Annotated in this window: 15 protein-coding genes and 2 tRNA genes; 13 read left to right on the plus strand and 4 right to left on the minus strand. The window is 59.6% G+C overall.

Translation table 11 applies throughout. The features are described from left to right. Positions 1-25 precede the first annotated feature (25 nt). Positions 26-1090 carry a cutinase family protein gene (locus tag CPA42_RS11315; protein WP_002519525.1) on the plus strand — a complete coding sequence of 355 codons (1065 nt, stop codon included), beginning with the start codon at positions 26-28 and terminating at the stop codon, positions 1088-1090. Positions 1091-1095: 5 nt separating this feature from the next. On the opposite strand, the gene CPA42_RS11320 is transcribed toward CPA42_RS11315, so the two are convergent. After that, a complete protein-coding gene (locus tag CPA42_RS11320) occupies positions 1096-1794 on the minus strand; it encodes a membrane protein (RefSeq protein ID WP_002514571.1) in 699 nt (232 codons plus the stop codon). A gap of 139 nt (positions 1795-1933) precedes the next feature. On the opposite strand from CPA42_RS11320, the gene CPA42_RS11325 reads away from it, so the two are divergent. The 7 genes from CPA42_RS11325 to CPA42_RS11350 all read left to right on the plus strand — a co-directional run bounded on the left by CPA42_RS11325 (position 1934) and on the right by CPA42_RS11350 (position 7749). Next, positions 1934-2016: transfer RNA gene (locus tag CPA42_RS11325), tRNA-Leu, on the plus strand. Positions 2017-2295: 279 nt separating this feature from the next. Then, a complete protein-coding gene (locus tag CPA42_RS11330; RefSeq protein WP_002519526.1) occupies positions 2296-2889 on the plus strand; it encodes a hypothetical protein in 594 nt (197 codons plus the stop codon). A 278-nt stretch (positions 2890-3167) separates the two neighbouring features. Continuing rightward, positions 3168-3338 (plus strand): hypothetical protein, encoded by a 171-nt coding sequence (locus tag CPA42_RS12970; RefSeq protein WP_002516172.1) that lies wholly within the window; start codon positions 3168-3170, stop codon positions 3336-3338. Between the two features lie 57 nt (positions 3339-3395). Beyond that, entirely contained in the window at positions 3396-4289 is an 894-nt protein-coding gene (locus tag CPA42_RS11335) for an alpha/beta hydrolase (protein WP_230618329.1), read from the plus strand. A 189-nt stretch (positions 4290-4478) separates the two neighbouring features. Beyond that, positions 4479-5972, plus strand: a complete 1494-nt coding sequence (locus CPA42_RS11340; RefSeq protein WP_002516237.1) for a polysaccharide deacetylase family protein — start codon at positions 4479-4481, stop codon at positions 5970-5972. Continuing rightward, positions 5969-6829 (plus strand): TIGR03943 family putative permease subunit, encoded by an 861-nt coding sequence (locus CPA42_RS11345; protein WP_002516297.1) that lies wholly within the window; start codon positions 5969-5971, stop codon positions 6827-6829. The genes CPA42_RS11340 and CPA42_RS11345 overlap by 4 nt, the downstream gene beginning before the upstream one ends. After that, positions 6826-7749 carry a permease gene (locus CPA42_RS11350; RefSeq protein WP_002516276.1) on the plus strand — a complete coding sequence of 308 codons (924 nt, stop codon included), beginning with the start codon at positions 6826-6828 and terminating at the stop codon, positions 7747-7749. The genes CPA42_RS11345 and CPA42_RS11350 overlap by 4 nt, the downstream gene beginning before the upstream one ends. A gap of 233 nt (positions 7750-7982) precedes the next feature. Here the strand turns inward: CPA42_RS11350 and CPA42_RS11355 are convergent, their stop codons facing one another. After that, a complete protein-coding gene (locus tag CPA42_RS11355) occupies positions 7983-8162 on the minus strand; it encodes a hypothetical protein (protein ID WP_002519528.1) in 180 nt (59 codons plus the stop codon). On the opposite strand from CPA42_RS11355, the gene CPA42_RS11360 reads away from it, so the two are divergent. After that, positions 8077-9462, plus strand: coding sequence for a polysaccharide deacetylase family protein (locus tag CPA42_RS11360; RefSeq protein ID WP_023031397.1), 1386 nt, complete (start codon positions 8077-8079; stop codon positions 9460-9462). The genes CPA42_RS11355 and CPA42_RS11360 overlap by 86 nt on opposite strands. Before the next feature lie 34 nt (positions 9463-9496). Here CPA42_RS11360 and murJ read toward each other — a convergent pair whose 3' ends face one another. Together murJ and CPA42_RS11370 are read right to left on the minus strand one after the other, a co-directional pair. Next, a complete protein-coding gene (murJ, locus tag CPA42_RS11365) occupies positions 9497-11374 on the minus strand; it encodes a murein biosynthesis integral membrane protein MurJ (protein WP_002519708.1) in 1878 nt (625 codons plus the stop codon). Continuing rightward, entirely contained in the window at positions 11331-12605 is a 1275-nt protein-coding gene (locus CPA42_RS11370; RefSeq protein WP_002514581.1) for an aspartate kinase, read from the minus strand. The genes murJ and CPA42_RS11370 overlap by 44 nt, the downstream gene beginning before the upstream one ends. A gap of 187 nt (positions 12606-12792) precedes the next feature. Between CPA42_RS11370 and CPA42_RS11375 the strand changes: the two genes are divergently transcribed. The 4 genes from CPA42_RS11375 to CPA42_RS11390 all read left to right on the plus strand — a co-directional run bounded on the left by CPA42_RS11375 (position 12793) and on the right by CPA42_RS11390 (position 17138). Continuing rightward, complete coding sequence (locus CPA42_RS11375) at positions 12793-15315, plus strand: transglycosylase domain-containing protein (protein WP_002516311.1); 2523 nt, start codon at positions 12793-12795, stop codon at positions 15313-15315. 1 nt (position 15316) lies between these two features. Next, positions 15317-16231, plus strand: a complete 915-nt coding sequence (locus CPA42_RS11380) for a metallophosphoesterase (RefSeq protein WP_002519532.1) — start codon at positions 15317-15319, stop codon at positions 16229-16231. Between the two features lie 79 nt (positions 16232-16310). Continuing rightward, positions 16311-16387 (plus strand) — tRNA-Pro (locus tag CPA42_RS11385). A 211-nt stretch (positions 16388-16598) separates the two neighbouring features. After that, positions 16599-17138, plus strand: coding sequence for a type 1 glutamine amidotransferase domain-containing protein (locus CPA42_RS11390; RefSeq protein ID WP_002516283.1), 540 nt, complete (start codon positions 16599-16601; stop codon positions 17136-17138). The last annotated feature ends 66 nt before the right edge of the window (positions 17139-17204 follow it).

Genomic DNA, 17204 nt, shown 5'->3' on the forward strand with positions numbered 1-17204 from the left:
GGTTGACGGGGGCCCGGGAGCGGGTATGGGCTGGGATTCGACCCCGGTGTCCTCCGACATGGCCGCGAGAATGGACTGTGCTTCGGTCATGTTTGTAGGCGTGCGAGGGTCGGGGGAGACCCCGCCGTACGGCGACACGATTACGTCAATCCGTGACGCCCTAGCGCAAAAGTGGCGAGGCAAGGGGACCGTTCGTCAGGTGTACCTGAACTACCCGGCCGCTGACCCCCACACCTTGCAGAACACCCCGATGAGCTCTCTGCTCTTCGACTCCACGATGCCATCAACCGAATATTTCGATTCAGCAGCTCTGGGAGCCAAAAAACTCATCGCCTTGCTTAATACCGAGAAAAAGCAGTGCCCTAAGGAATGGGTGGTTCTCGCTGGTTTTTCCCAGGGGTCACAAGCCATCACGCAGGCCCTTGCTCAGACCGACACCCCACAGCGTCTAGCAGGTGCCATCCTGGTCGGAAACCCCGACCATTACCCCGGCCAGAACGTCCAGGAGGTCAGTGGAGACGCCGACCAGTCAGCAATTGGTATGGCCGCCATCCTCTACTACCTACGTGAGCGCGCGAATGCCACCCCGGGCGCTAATCGTGACGCCCAGATGCGGGCCATCATCGAAGCCACGCTTAGTCTGAGCCAAAACTCCATCAACCAGAAAGCCCTCGATGCCGACATGTCGAAGGCCGGAGCTGCAATTCCAGCGGAGGCATACCCGGAAACGTATTCGGTGTGCATGAAGGGTGATCCGGTCTGCGATACCGCACCGGCCCTCACACGCATCCTCACCTTGCAGTCGACTTGGCAGGACGAACTCAATCAAGGCCGTCCGATTCACATGGGCTACACCCGCACAGTCATGGAAGGGGCGTTGGACCGCATTGCTCAGCGTACTAACGCCATCGGTGCCGCCGAGGCAAAGGGGACTCCCCTGCCTCACGGGTCGACGGTGGCGGTGACGACTCGCGACTGGGGACCGCTTCAGATCGGCGTGGCTGTGGGTGCAGGTGTTGCTGGGCTAGGGGCGGGCTGGCTCTTGGGACGTGCCGGTCGACGTCGTCAGCGTCGCCGCCGTTGGCACTAAACGGGTTAAATCTCGAAGAACCACTGCCCCGTGGCCACAACGCCAATGACATCGGCCAGCAGAAGAATACCGAAGGCTGCCAGAAGAGCTGAGATACCGCGGCGGACTGCCACCGCGTGACTTTCTCGAATACCCGTCACCATGCTGGCGACACGATCTGGTCCGCCAATGAGATACGCGATCACCAGGACAATCAGCAGACTATGGCTACAGGCGACCCAAATTAGCGATTCGACGACAGCCCAGCTCTGATGCGGAAGATGAGCAGCGTGTACCAGCATCGCCCAGAACGCTGGGTCGATGAGGGACGACAGTCCTACGAGAAGACCGCTGACAGCCAGAGCTCGAGGCGCCGTCGAGCGTGGCGCTGCAGAAGTATCCCCCCCGAAATCCTTCGTCGGCGCACCCGGACGCGATCGCCACGCCGCCCAGGCAACAAACACCACACCAAGGACGGTCACGAGGCACACCCACACCACGTGGGGGACGTGGAACCCATGGACGCCCAACCGAGTAAGCAGCGCTCCCAGACCAAGCACCCCGGCAATCCCAAAACCAGCGGAGGTCCCTACCGAGGTGACGAGGAGAGTCACGACCCCGCGCCGCCTGACCCCGAGCCCGAGTGCTGCCAACAGCACCAGGGACCCCAACGGATCGAATCCGGCGATACCGAGGGCGAAAGCCGCAGCGAGGAAAGACAGCACAGGGAAAGGCTACTCGGTAGCCATTTTTCGAATGGCATGAACTGCCCCCGCGTCGCGCAACAGAGAAGCTCCCTCAATTTCACTTCCATGCCATCTTCGTGCTACCATCTTTGGGTTGGGTTTGCCAGGTGAGCCCGATGCGCGAGTGGCGGAATGGCAGACGCGCTGGCTTCAGGTGCCAGTGTCCCTTGGGACGTGGAGGTTCAACTCCTCTCTCGCGCACAACGAATAAGAAGCCTCGGATCGAAGTCCGGTTCGAGGTTTTATTACGCTTGTATTTCATCACACGTGTAGTGCACTCGCTCCCGCATTCGTCAGCTGAGGGGGCTCTCGAGGCGTTTTAATCGGCTTTTTTGCCCACCATGGTGGCCGTTCGGCTTCCGTTAACAGACGAAAGTGCACCAACCTCGCTACGAAGTGGACCTGAGAGAACCCTTATTCCTACTTTATGTGGTGTCCGCCGGACAAAGCCGGCGCGAGCACCTCATCGGGTGCCGACTCATGGACAAGAGAGGACACACCATGATCAAGAACCGCCTCGTCGCCGCTGGAGCAGCAGCTGCCCTCGCAACTGGTACCGCCCTCATGGCTGTGCCGGCCCACGCTGCCACTCCGGCCCCTGCCCCCACCCCTGCCCCCTCTGCTCCTGCCAAGCCGGGCATCAACGTCTCGAAGCTGCCGATCCACATCGATTTCGACTGCCTCAAGAAAAATGCCCAGGAGCGTCACCAGATCGAGCTCAAGATCGCCAAGATCCTCGTCAAGGACGGCACCGCCAAGTCCAAGGCTGTGGCCGTTGATTCCGCCAAGGAGATCATCGATACCGTTCTCAAGGACCCGAGCCTGCTGGCCAAACCGGGTGCCCTCGTGACCAAGATCGTCAAGATCATTACCGACAATGCTCTCAAGGCTTTCGGCGACACCACCGCCCTCGGCGATCTCAAGCAGCTCGCTCAGGACATCGTCAACAACCTTAAGGCCGCCAAGGCTTGCTTCGTCATTAACATCCCGGGGCAGCCCCCGAAGATCCAGCATGTCGGCCATCTCGGCGACCTCCAGTCCGCCGCTTGGCTTCCGGCCAGCCAGGTCCGCTGAGTATCGCTAACTCTCACGGTAACGCCATAAACCGAGCGACCATGTGACTCATGTTGCCCGACATGAATGGGGCTGCGGGTTTTCCCGCAGCCCTTTGTCACGTCCCCGCTTCACATGCGTAGGTGCAGCACTTATGTGCACATGACACTGACTGACATGCACGTCTAACCAAGTTCGTATGCGTACACGTCCCCAAGCCATCAGATGAGCCTCCATTCATCTAGTGTCAAGGCTACGGCCATTAAGGCACAAACATCACATGCAAAGGAGCGTGGGACATGACCTTCACCAAGAAGCTGAGCGCACTGGCCATTGCGGGCACTATGGCTATTACCGGAGCCTCTATAGCGACAGTTCCGGCTGTGGCTGCTGACAAAGCTCCAGCCCCGGCCACTGCCACCGTCCAGTCGAAACTCATCACCGGGTACACCACCAGCACTGATCAGTAGGGCACCAAGCTCTTCTTCCGCAAGAACATCGTCCCCAACGCTAAGGGTGCCGTCGTCATCGTCCACGGCGCAGCTGAACACTCCGGCCGCTATGACTACCTGGCTAAGCGTCTCAACGACGCCGGCTACTCAACCTACCGCTTCGATCACCGCGGGCATGGTCGTAGCGCGCGCCCATACGTCGACAACGCCATCCCACGTGGCCACATCGACGATTGGAGCAACCTCGTCAACGACGTGCACCAGTTCGTGCAAATCGCCCACCAGGAAAACGCCGGCAAAAAGGTGTTCCTCTTCGGGCACTCCATGGGTAGTTTCGCCGTCCAATCCTACGGCGCTAAGTACCCGGGAACCGTTGCCGGCATCGTGAGCAACGGTGGTGGCATTGCCGTCAACCCATGGGGCCGCGACACCGAAGGGCCGGAGAAGGTCACCGCACACGACCTCACCGACGCCGAGAAGAACGCCGCACCCACGATCAGCCAACTCCTGCCGATGGATAAGCTCACCAGCTTTAACGGCATCCTGCTGACCCAAGCGGTGCGCCATCCCAAGGCCATCCACCTGCCCTCGACCGCCGCCGAGGCCTTCATCCAGTTCAAGAACCCGCTGGCGAACGGCGTTTGCACCGACCCGGCCGTCATCGAGGACTACAAGAAGGATCCCCTCAACAACAAGTACATAAGCCTCGGCATGGTCAAGCAGATGGGCGTCGCACAGGTGTACAACACCTTTAACGCTCCATCCTTTAGCGAGCCGACCCTTATCATGCACGGCGCCAACGACGGCATCGTCCCCTCGTACTTCGACGTCAACTGGTACAACGCCATTGGCTCTAAGGACAAGAAGATCATCGAGTGGGAAGGTCTGATGCACGAGACCATCAACGAGCCCGTCAAAGATCAGGTCGACGATACGATCATCAACTGGATTAACGCTCACAACAAGTGAGCACTACTCAATGATGTCCTCATAGCGGCTGAGCCCAGGTATTCCCTGGGCTCAGCCGGTGCCGTTATACGATCACTAGGTAAGTGATAAATCACCATCACGTGGCATTACAGCGCGGCTTGAGCATCGTCACCACGACCCGCTCGTCATTGCTTCGGTGAGCCACACATACGAGGTAAGGTCTCCTCCATGTTGCCGAAACCTAACCTTCCTCTGCGGGTCACAGCCGTCGCACTCACGACCTGCCTAGCGCTCAGCGCCTGCTCCTCCCATAGCGATGTGAAGAACCCCAGCCAGTCCGGCAGTTCCTCCACTGCTGGCGTATCAAACGCCACCTTGGCGAAGATTCCAGCCGCTCAGGCCGGGGCAACGGACATCACCTTCAATGCCGCCCCCGAGAAGGTCAAGGCCATCTTCCCGCGCTTCGCAAAGGCGCGGAACCTCAGCACCGCAGTAGAGGTCGTCAAAGGGCGCATGCTGCGCGATTCCTGGCAGCAAAACGCTTCTGACGTCAACGTCACCTCCCAGATCATTGCCTCCAATGACGCCGCATTGGGCGTGCTGGTGACCAACCAGACCACTATCGCCGGTAAGAAGCAGACGATTCCGGCCACCATCTGGTACTCGACCGCAGCCCAGCAGTCATACTCCTCTCCCGCCCTCGTCAAGCCCGACAAATGGGCTGACCTGACGACAGCGCTGCAGGATGCTGGCAAGGATCAGTCCCTCGACGGCGGAAAAATTGCCGCGGCCGTCAAGGCGAAATCGGCCCCGTATGGCAGCGGCCCCGCCCTCGGTTTTAGCCACAACGGTGACCTCTTGGCCAGCTTTGCCTCGGGAGTCGTCACCGATAAGGCCGTCACCCTCGTCGTTCCCAGCGACAAAACGAAGGGAATGCTCAGCAACTTCGGCACCCAGGCTCAGAAAGCCTCAACAAATCCCGGCACGTTCACTGGAACTACCTCCCAGCCCGTAGATGAGTCCCTCAAAGCCACGGACACGAGTGGTCGCCCACCAACAGCCGTCGGCCCGGACTGTCGGGTACTGCACTGCGTCGCAGTCACCTATGACGATGGCCCCAGCGCCATGACCCCAGAACTTCTCAACACCATCAAGAAGTTCAAGTTGTCGATCACCTTCTTCGAGATGGGCAACAGCATCATGGCCTTCCCAAATACGGCCCAGAAGGTGGCTGCCGCCGGCATGGAGATCGGCAACCACACAGTCACCCACCCGAATCTTCCGGCGAAGACCCCGGATCGCATCCGTCGTGAACTGGAGCACAACTCGCAGCTCATTAAGCAGTTCACCGGGGCCACTCCGCTGTTGTTCCGCCCACCCTATGGCGCTCACAACGACACTGTTGACAAGGTCGCCAAGGACAATGGCATGGCAATCATTCAGTGGCAGATTGACAGCGAAGACTGGAAGAACCGCAACCCTGAGATGACGTATAAGAACGTCATGACCGCGCTGCCGTACACCGCACCTATCGTCCTTGAACACGACATCCAGAAGGCATCAATCGACGCCGCCCCGCAGATCTATAAGGATCTTGAAGCAAAGGGCAAGACCATCGTCAGCGTCAGTGAACTGTCCCTCAACACCGGGGGTTACCAGGCCGGTCACGCTTACTGCAATGGAACGGTCAAGCCACAAAGCGGCTATAACTGCAAAGGATGAGGATCCGACCGGGGGCGCGCACGGCTGTAGAAGGTCTCACTCTGCTGGCCTGTGCTGCGCTGGGGTTCTACCTGCTGCTCAGTGGCCGCGTTCACCTGTTCGTCGGCACCATCATCACGACCCTGCTGTGGGTTGCGTGTCCGGTCCTGACGGTCATGGGCTTGTGGACCCTGGCCCACGCGGTTCGTCACCCGAATACCACAGGGCATCATCGTGCTCGGATCGGACTACTTATCGTTGCCCCTGTCGCCCTGGGATTATTCGTCCCGCTAGAGCCACTAACCCTGCTCGGAGCGGCGAGTTACCGTCCCGCAGTGCGGGGCACCTCGTCATCTCCGGCTCACTCGAGCTCGTGGAATAACGGTTTACCGGCGGCTCCTACGTCGATATCCCCGGTAGCTATCGACCCCAAGACCGGAAAAACCGTCGGCGGATACGACAACGGCGGCGACAACATCGGGTCTGACCGCAACGGCCCTATGGGTCCACCACCGGCCCAATGGCCCGCTCTCAAAGGCAATCCGGCTGAACTCACCATCTACGACTACGTGCAACGGGCTGATGATCCCCGCGGTATCGCCACGCTTAAAGGCAGAAAATTGACGATGATCGGCTTCGTCAGTGCCGCCCCAGAAGACCCAGCTCATGCCTGGGTGCTGGCCCGACTCAAAATGTGGTGCTGCGTGGCCGACGCACTGCCGTTCATGACGACGATGGTGGGAGCCTCGTCTCGTCCCACCGGCGGTTCGTGGATCCGCGTCACCGGCACGTACCTGCCTAGTTCCCCCAACGGCGACACTCGCTTCAGGGTGGAACGCATCGACCAGATCCCGGTACCGGAGAACCCGTATATATGAGCGAGCTGCCTCCCCAGGTAAATGCCTGGCTCGTGATCTTCATCGGTATCTGGCTACAGGCCGTACCCTTCCTGCTCTTGGGAACGATCATCTCATCGACCCTAACAGCCTTCCTCAAACCGCAAGCTCTGGCCCGTTTCCTGCCACGTCAAACTGCCTTGGCCGTAGTGGTCGCGGGGCTTGCCGGCATCGCCCTTCCCGCCTGCGAGTGCGCCTCGGTGCCCACCACCAAGTCCTTGGTCAGGGCAGGCGTACCGACAGCCGCAGCCCTCACCTTTATGGTGGCTTCCCCGGCCATCAATCCGGTCGTCATAGCAGCCACCGCGGTTGCCTACACCGTCAATCCTCGGATGGCTGTAGCGCGGTTCATCGCCGGATTGTTGGCCGCCGTCCTCATTGGTTTGGGGTGGATCTGGCTAGGGCGTCCTCTCCGCGGGGTTGATGACGGCTCCCCGGGATCTGCCTGCGAGGAGGCCTGCGGACTACATGACCACCAACCGCGCACCATGTCCGCAATGGCCGAGACCTTCCGCAGCGAGCTAACTCACGATTTCATCCAATCCTGCGGCTTCCTCGTCATTGGTGCGGCGATCGCTGCCACCGTCAAGGTCTGTGTTCCGATCGCCTGGATGCAGGCTTTGACGATCAACGTTGTAGTGGAGGCAGCAGTATTGAGCCTGCTAGCCGTCATCGTCGCCCTGTGCTCAGAAGCCGACGCCTTCATGGCTGTTTCTCTGACGAGTTTCTCCCCCACCGCCCAGCTGGCCTTCCTGGCGATCGGACCGATCGTTGACGTCAAGCTGATGGCTATGGAGGGCGGGGCCTTTGGTGCTGGGTTCCTTAAACGGTTCGTCCCGCTGGCAACGTGCTGCTGCTTCGTCTCAGCAATCCTCATTGGTGCTCTCATCTTTTCCTCATAGCCAACCTGCACTGATGACCACAACTGGCACGAACCAGTGACAGAGTGTGCCCCAATATCGCCAGTCATCTGAGAATTCGAAGAACTCTCCCAGAATATCGGCGACGCTCGGCGTTGTGACTCTTCCCTACTTGAGCAGAGCCTTAATCTATAAATCGTGAGTGCCTCCCCGCGTCGCTCGATTCGAGCCCTGGCCATCGCCTTGGTTGCCCTGCTCTCACTTGGAGCCTGCTCTCACGACGACGGGGACCCCAACGCCTCGCCCTCAGACATCCGGTCAACCATGAAATCCACCTCCGTGGCCAGCGACCATGTCTCAGGGGCGTCGATGACATCAACGTCCTTCCGCAAGCCGTCAGACATTTCCATCAAGGTCCCAACTATCACCACCGCCCGTAATCTCAGCCAGGCCATCGAGGTCGTCCGTGAGCGCACCCTACGCGGCGCTGCATGGGATTCGGCTACGAAGGTCACTATGACCGGCCATTTCATCTCCTCGACAACTGACCTACTTGGGGTCGAGTTGCAGGCTGAAGTGACGAAGGGCAAAACAACCTCTCAGTCCACAACGACGTTGTGGTACGACGCCACAATGAAACAAACCCTGTCAGCGAGCGCCCTCATCTCGTGGCCCGGTTGGCCAAAGTTCAGCCAGGAAGTTGTTAAATCTGCCCATGCCGATGGCCTCAACGGCAAGAAGGCTGAGGCGGCCCTCCAGCAACCGCAAGCCCCCTATGGCACCGGACCTGCACTGTCATTTGACTCCAAGGGGGACCTGCTTGTGAAGTTCCCGGCGGGAGCTATCGATAGCGTTCAACGTACTGTTCTCATCGATTCCAAGGCCGTCTCTCCGACGCTCAGTGGGCTCGGCCAGAAGGCCCTCGGCGCCTCACTACACCCGACGTCGTTCACCGGTACCCCGTCAACGGATGCGACATGGTTTACCAAACTCAAGACGAGCCCGAAACCAGCAGATTCTCCGAACACCAGGCCCCTCCCGGGCGACCCGGCCACCAAAACGAGCAGCACACCGACCCACCCCTCAACGGCAATTGGTGTCGACTGCATCGTCGAAAACTGTGTGGCCCTGACCTATGACGACGGACCCGCTGATACTACTGCGAAGGTCATTGATGGTTTCACTCACGCGAAAGCCGCCGCCACCTTCTTCCTGCTCGGGACCAACGTTGACAACCACCCAGACACCTCCACCTTGCTGGCCGGCTCCGGTTTCGAGGTTGGCAGTCACTCGGCCAGCAACCGAACTCTGACGACACTCGGGCCTCGGGGCCGCACAGCTGAGATCACCGATGCCGTCAATGCCCTAAGTAAGCTCACTGGACGACCGACGATGCTCTTCCGTCTGCCGTATGGTGCGCACAACGAGCAGATCGATGCCGCGATGGCCAAACAGAATCTGGCCATGGTCAACTGGACCGCCGATTCCAATGACTGGCAGAACCGTAACGCCGGCAAGATCACCAAGACGGTGACCGAGTACGCCACGACCTACACCCAGCCGATCATCGTGCTGCACGACACCTATTCGTCAACCGCCGACGCGACCAGCGGGATAATCGAAGCGCTCCGTCACAAGGGCATGACACTCGTCACCGTCTCTGAGTTGACCGTCAATACTGGTGGCCTCGAAACCGGCAAAGTTTACTGCCGTGGTACTGCCGTCAACCAGAATGGCTTCGGCTGTCACAACTGACACGATCTATCGGTCACAGATCGTCAGCCCTGCCTTAGCTCCGGCGCATCACCTTACGCAACATAGGATTCAGCAAGTCCAAGACCTCGACAATGCGCAATATCTTCGCCAGGACGAGGAATAGGGCAACGAACAGCACCCCGCCGATCAAGGTACCGCCAGCGTGACCGACCCACGCGCCATGACCCGCAGCGTCGATCCCATGAGCGACGAGGTATGTCGGAACCGCAGCAACGATCGAGGCCACAGCGAGCTTGGTCCACAGTCGGTTAACCTCTCCCATGCCAATACCGCCGAGCTGGCGAGAAGCCACCACCAGCCACGCCACCGCTCCAACAAGGTTGGCAATGGTCTGAGCAGCCGCCACGACGACAAGGGCATGCTGAGGCGGAAAGACGAACATCGTCACCAAGATGATGAGCTGGACGCCCGTAGTAACCGCCTGCATGATGAGGTTGAGCTTGCCGTCCTCGCGGGCGAAGCAGTAGCGCTGCTGCAGGGTAGCGATACCGAAGGGCAGCAGGCCCACCCCCATGACCGCCACGGCTCGTGCCAACGACCCGACCTGACCAGGTTCCAGCGAGAACACTGTCTGCACGCCGGGGCGGGCCAGCACGACCATCGCCAGCGAACATGGGATGATCGCTAGGGCTGGCATTTCCAATCCCTGACGCAGCAGCTTTTTCATGGCGGAATTGCTGCCGTCGGCATTAGCCCGGCTCATTCGTGGGAAGAGTGCAGTAAGAATTGACGTCGTGATGAAGCTCTGCGGCAGCATAAAGATCAGGAAGGCGTTGTCGTAGGCACTAATCGACGACGACACCTCCGGGTGCACCAGGCGTACGTGGGACAGCATCTTCTTCATGATGATGCCGGCGAACTGAGCGATGACCAGTGCGGTGAAGGTCCACACCGTGATACGCGCGGCAGCTCCCAGACCGTAGCCGCGGATTCCCCAGCGAGGACGCCACCGGAACCCGCCGCGATGCAACGGGATGATGAGGAACAAGCCCTGGATGATGATGCCCAAGGTCGTCGTTCCGGCCAATACCCACACCATCTCAGGGGTCCAGGTAGCGGGGTCAGGATGGGCTCCGAATTGCACCAGGAACCACACCAGTCCGGCAATCTGAATGACGTTCGCCAGCACCGGACTCCACATGAAAGCAGCAAATTGGTTGCGTGCGTTAAGTACCTGGCCGAGGATCGCGTAGAGACCGTAGAAGAAGATCTGCGGCATGCATATAAACCCGAAGAAAATGGTGAGGTGACGAGTCGCCCCACTCGATGAGAAATAGAGATCCAAGAGCCATGGCGAGGCCAACGTCGCCACAGTGGTAACGACGAGCACTGACGCGAACGACACCGTCAGCAATCGATCGACGAACTCTTGACCACCGTCTGGCTGCTTCATGGCCCTGGTGATCTGCGGAATAAGGATGGCATTGAGTACTCCCGCACTGAGCAGGATGAACACAACATTTGGCAGGGTGTTAGCGGCCTGGAAAGCGTCGAGGGTTAATGAAGTACCAGCCGCAATGACGGTGAGCAAGTATGTGCGGACGAATCCCAGAATCCTCGACACCATCGTGCCGGCAGCCATGACGATGCTGGCGCGACGCAACGACCCCTCAGCAGGAGCCTCGGGGGCAGCCGACGTTGCTGGGGAGGTGATGACCCCGGAGATAACCCGGGTGCGATCGAAGTCCTCGTCGGCGCCAAACCGCCTCAGGCTACGGCGAGAAACATCGGCACCGAAAGTGACGGCGTCAATGTCGAGGCTGTCATAAACGTCTACTGGCGGGGCAGCCTCCGGAAGACGGAGAAGGTCATAAACGTCGTCATCATGGGATTCAGGCATGGTCGCCTTAACGGCCGGTCCCGGCGTAGACGACGGCCTCGCCTTCAGCATCGAGCCCGAAGGCGGTATGAGCAACGCGAACGGCCTCGTCAACCTGATCGGCATCCACAACCACCGAGATGCGAATCTCGGAAGTCGAGATCATCTGCAAGTTAATGCCGCAGTCGGCCAAAGCACGGAAGAACGTCGAGGTGACCCCGGGGTGAGTCCTCATGCCCACGCCGACCACCGATACCTTGCCAATCTGGTCGTTGTACAGGATCTGCTCGTAGCCCAACTCGTCCTTGACGGCGGTCAGGGCGCGGACTGCCGTGGGTCCGTCATTCATCGGCAAGGTAAAGGAGAGGTCCGTACGCCCATTCATAACCCGCGAGGCATTCTGCACAATCATGTCGATATTGATGTCAGCGTGAGCGATGATCTCGAAGATCTGGGCAGCTCGACCCACCGCGTCAGGAAGACCGGCGATGGTGATCTTGGCCTCCGAGCGGTCATGGGCCACCCCGGAGATGATGGCCTCTTCCATGTCAGATCCCTTCGTGATGTCGGTAGGGTCCTTGACCCAGGTGCCGGGTTTGTCAGAGAACGAGGAACGTACGTGCACTGGCACGTCCTCACGGCGGGCGTATTCGACGCAACGCAGATGGAGGATTTTGGCACCGCAAGCGGCCATTTCGAGCATCTCCTCGTAGGAGATCTCAGGAATGCGTCGGGCACCCTTGACGATCCGTGGATCAGCAGTAAAGACACCGTCGACGTCAGAGTAGATCTCACAAAAATCAGCGCCCAGGGAGCTGGCCAGGGCGACCGCAGTGGTGTCAGACGCCCCCCGCCCTAGGGTGGTGACGTCCTTAGTTGTTTGGGAAACCCCCTGGAATCCCGCGACAATGACGAGGTCTCCGGCCTCCAAAGACTTCTCAATTCGCCCGGGGGTAATGTCAATAATGCGGGCATTGCCGTGGGCCGCGGTCGTAATAACTCCAGCCTGAGAACCGGTGTACGAGCGTGCCGGGATACCCACGTCAGACAGAGCCATCGCGAGCAGGGCAGCGGACTGCCGCTCACCCGTCGTCAGGAGCATGTCGAGTTCCCGGGGAGCGGGCTGTGGGGAAACCTCCAAGGCGAGGTCCATCAGGTCGTCAGTGGTGTCACCCATAGCCGAGATGACGACGACAATGTCATTGCCCGCCTGCTTTGTGGCGGCAATACGGCGCGCCACGCGCTTAATCGATGCGGCATCGGCCACTGAGGACCCGCCGAACTTCTGGACGACTCGCGTCATCAACCCTCCTGCCAGGTTCGGACACCAAAGTCTAACCGGCGACAGTACGGCGACCCCGCCGTACACGGGAGCGCCGCAGTCTATTGCGTGACGCCGTGACGCAAAGGCTGTCAGGCGCGATTGCCACGATAGTAGGAACAGGGAGTAAACCCAGGAAAGACTTGCCGCTGACCCAGGTAACTCGGGTATGTCTGAAGCCTCACGTATTCTTGGGTACATGCGCTCAGACAGGCACGGCAAGCTCTACCCCCTGGCCATGTTCGGAATCGTAAGTATCCTGACCGGACTGCTAATGGCTGGATTCGTTGTGCCCCTGGCGGCTTTAACCGGCGGAACGGCCAAGATGGTTGCCAGTAGCATGGAGGACCTACCTCCCGAATTGATGAGCACACCGCAGGCTCAAAAGTCCCACATTCTGATGGCCGATGGATCGGTACTAGCCACCTTCTACGACGAGAACCGCGAATACGTTCCGTTGTCAAAGATCTCCAAGCAGATGCAAACGGCCCAGGTCGCTATCGAGGACAACCGATTCTTCTCCCATGGTGCGATCGACCTCAAAGGCACCGCTCGCGCCCTAGCGACAAACATCGCCGGATTAGCCCGGCAGGGCGGATCAACTCTGACCCAGCAGTACGTCAAGCAGATCCGTATCGAGGCTGCCGTAGCTGCGGGCAATGAGGAGGGCGTGCAAGCCGCCCAGGAGCCGACGATCACCCGAAAGATACAAGAGTTGCGCTATGCGGTGGCTATGGAGAAGAAGCTCTCTAAGAAACAGATCCTGGAGCGCTACCTCAATATCGCCTATTTCGGTGACGGTGCCTACGGCGTCGAGTCTGCAGCTCATCACTACTTTGGGACCACAGCCGCCAACCTTGACCTCGCCCAGTCGGCGATGCTAGCTGGCCTGGTACAGAACCCGGTCGCCTACGACCCAGTAAACCACCCAGAGGCAGCCATGAACCGCCGCAATATCGTGCTGGCACGTATGGCCCAACTTAACCTCATCAGCGCTGACCAAGCTCGGAAGGCCGAGGCGACCGTCTTCGACAAGTCGAAGGTCTTTTATCCGAAAAACGGCTGCATCTCATCGAAGTACCCGTTCATCTGCGACTACGCGTATCGCAGCTTGTTGCAGATGCCGAGTCTGGGCAAGAACCCCGAGGAGCGGGCCAAGATGGTCAAGCGTGGTGGATTGACAATCCAGACGAGTATTGACCCAAAGGTTCAGGATGCCGCCCAGAACGCCGTCTCGAACGTCGTCGGGCCCAAGGACCCAGTTCTTGCCGGAACAGCCATCGTCCAGCCGGGCACCGGCTTGCTCATGGCGATGGCACAGTCTCGTCCCATCATGGGCGACAAGCCCGGGCAAACCTACTACAACTACATGGCACCGGCCTCAATGGGCGGAGCCACTGGTTTCCAGGCAGGGTCGACTTTCAAGGCCTTCACGACGGCTGCGGCCATTGCCAAGGGCATACCCATGAGCAAGCATTACACCGCATCCTCTCCCATGGACTTCACCGGCGAAAAGTTCACCAGCTGTAAGGGCACCTTTAAGTCGGGGCCGTTCCGGGTGCGCAACTCAACCGGACACTCGTGGAACATCGGCTTGCGTGAGGCGGCCGCGTGGTCGGTTAACACCTACTTTGTCCAGCTAGAGCAGGACGTCGGTATGTGCGGGGTCACCAAAATGGCTCAGGACAGTGGCGTGAAACTCTCTAGCGGTAAGGACATCGTCAAGACCTTCCAGAAGGTGCCATCGTTTACCCTCGGTACTGCTTATGTGTCCCCACTGTCCATGGCTTCGTCCTATGCGTCCTTCGCCTCACGTGGCATTCAGTGCGACCCCATTATTCTCACGTCGGTTAAGAATCGCGATGGTTCACCTCTTAAGGTCCCGACCGGCAATTGCAAGCGAGTCATGCCGCAGAAGGTTGCTGACGGCGTTAACTCGGTGCTTTCAGGTGTCATGGACGCCACGGGTATGCCCGCGAGGATTCCAGGTGGTTATCCGCAGGCCGGCAAGACAGGTACCACCGACGCCCATGAGGCTGCCTGGTTCGACGGGTATACCCCGCAGGCTGCCGGTGTAGCGATGATCGCTGCCGATGGTGGAAACTCCTACTTCCGTGGCGATAAGTCCCGCTCGATCAAGGGCATCCGGACCTCTACCGGGGTCTACCTCAACGGTTCTGGTGGTAGCGACGCCGGCAAGATCTACCGTGCGGCGATGGCCGGCGCCCTCCAAGGCAAGCCCAAGACAGAGTTCGTAGCTCCCACCGACGAGGTGCGCTACGGCAAGCTCATCAAGATTCCCAGCACTGACGGGATGACCTATCCCCAGGCCAAAGCTGCCATTCTTAAGGCGGGATTCCGCACCAAAGTGTGGCATGTATGGGACGACTCAGAGCCCGGTACCTACCTCGGCACGGATCCCGAGGGGTCAGCCCACGCCGGAGCCGCCGTCACCCTCAAAATATCGAAGGGCCCGAAGCCAGCCCCTAAACCGACCTACGCTCCTCCGCAGCCGCCACAAAACCAGCCAAACAACCCCGGCAATGAGCAGCCCGGTGGCCAGCAGAACAACCCACCCGGCGATAATACCGCGGGTAATAATGGCGGCACCGAGGGTAATAATGGCGGCGATTACGGGGGTAACACCGGAGGTGGTCAACAGAACCCGCCCGGAACGACGGGACCTCGCTGACATGAGAGCCGCCATGAAGACGGGCTTCACAGCGGTCGCTAGCGTTATTGGGGTCGGCGTTGCAGGTCTGGCCTACGGTGTAATCGAAGCGCATCGATTTGTGGTGCGTCACGTCGAGGTGCCGGTATTAAAGCCCGGCAGCTCACCGTTGCGCATACTGCATATGTCAGACTTACATCTGCTAGCCCGCCAGGAGACCAAGCGGCGGTTCATTCGTCAACTCGACGCTCTCAATCCTGACCTTGTCATCAACACCGGCGACAACTTTTGCTCGGCCGACTCGCTCCAGCCACTTCTCGACGACATGTCGGGGCTGCTACAGCGGCCTGGGACATTCGTCTTTGGGTCCAATGACTACCTGGTACCAAAGTTCAAGAACCCGTTCTCGTACCTCCTATGGGGACGCTCTCAGCAAGCCACCGAACCAGTGCCAGAGCTTCCCCATGAGGAACTTCGTCAGGCTTTCACCTCTGCGGGATGGCTCGACCTCAACGACAAGTCCGAAACGCTGGAGGTGGCCGGTCACCGGTTGACTTTGCGCGGTACTGACGACGCCCATCACGACCGCGACCATTACGAGGAGGTGGCTGGCCCACCTGACGGCGAGGCGGACCTCAATATCGGCGTCACCCATGCCCCGTATCTCAAGATTCTCGACGCCATGGTTAGCGATGGTATGGACATCGTTTTCGCGGGTCACACTCATGGCGGACAGGTATGCCTGCCCTTCACCGGAGCCATTATCACCAACTGTGATTTAGACACTGAACGCGCCAAAGGGCTGTCTCAGCACGGCCGCGGCGGACACACCGGGTGGCTGCACGTGTCGGCCGGATTGGGATGCTCCCCCTTCGCTCCGTACCGGACTTTCTGCCGGCCGGAGGCCACCCTGCTTACCCTCGTTCCCCGACCCTGACAGGGCCAGCTTGGCGCTTTCGACCAAGCTGGGTTAAAGTATGCGTCGGCCATTCCAATGGGAAAGATGACCGTGGTCGCGGGGTGTGGCGCAGTTTGGTAGCGCGCTTCGTTCGGGACGAAGAGGTCGCAGGTTCAAATCCTGTCACCCCGACCATCCATTCTTCAGTTGACAGATTTCGTCAGCTTTGGGGACTCACCCTGATCTTGTATCACCTCTCAAGGGGCCTATTCTGGCCGTGATCTCACACTGTGGGCCCTGCCGCGGCAACAGTGTGGTGGCCGGGGAGGCTCCACTGTGCCGAAATCGGAATATTTCAGCCTTTGGTCTTGTTCCACCACTGAAAGCGATTGAAGGAGGAACCACCGTGGCTGCACGCGCACTTATCGCCGTCACCGACTTCGGAGTCGAGGAGGCCGAGCTCGTCGAGCCCCTCAACGCCCTCAAGAAGGCCGGCATCGAGGTAACCGTCGCCTCCAACAGCGGCGAGTCCATTCAAACCGTCACCGGCGACAAGGATTGGGCGTCCAAGGTGAACGCTGATTCCAGGCTTGCCGACGCCAAGGCTTCCGATTACGACTTGCTCGTCATCCCCGGTGGCACCGTCAATGCGGATACCTTGCGTATTGACGAGGACGGACGCCGCCTGGTCAAGGAGTTCGCAACTGCTGGCAAGCCAGTCGGGGCTATCTGTCACGGACCGTGGGTACTGATTGACGCCGACGTTGCCAAAGGCAAGACGATGACCTCCTATATCTCCATTCGACCGGACCTTGAAAATGCCGGAGCTTCCTGGGTAGACAAGGAACTTTTCCGTTGCCCCGGCAACGGCTGGGTACTACTTACCTCGCGCAACCCCAACGATCTACCCGCCTTCGCTAAGGCTCTGGTCGACGAGATCTCCTGATTCACACAACTTCAGAAGAAAGGGACTCGCATCTGCAGGTGTGGGTCCCTTTGCGTATGTCCAAGG

The organism is Cutibacterium acnes (assembly GCF_003030305.1).
GTDB classification, from domain to species: domain Bacteria; phylum Actinomycetota; class Actinomycetes; order Propionibacteriales; family Propionibacteriaceae; genus Cutibacterium; species Cutibacterium acnes.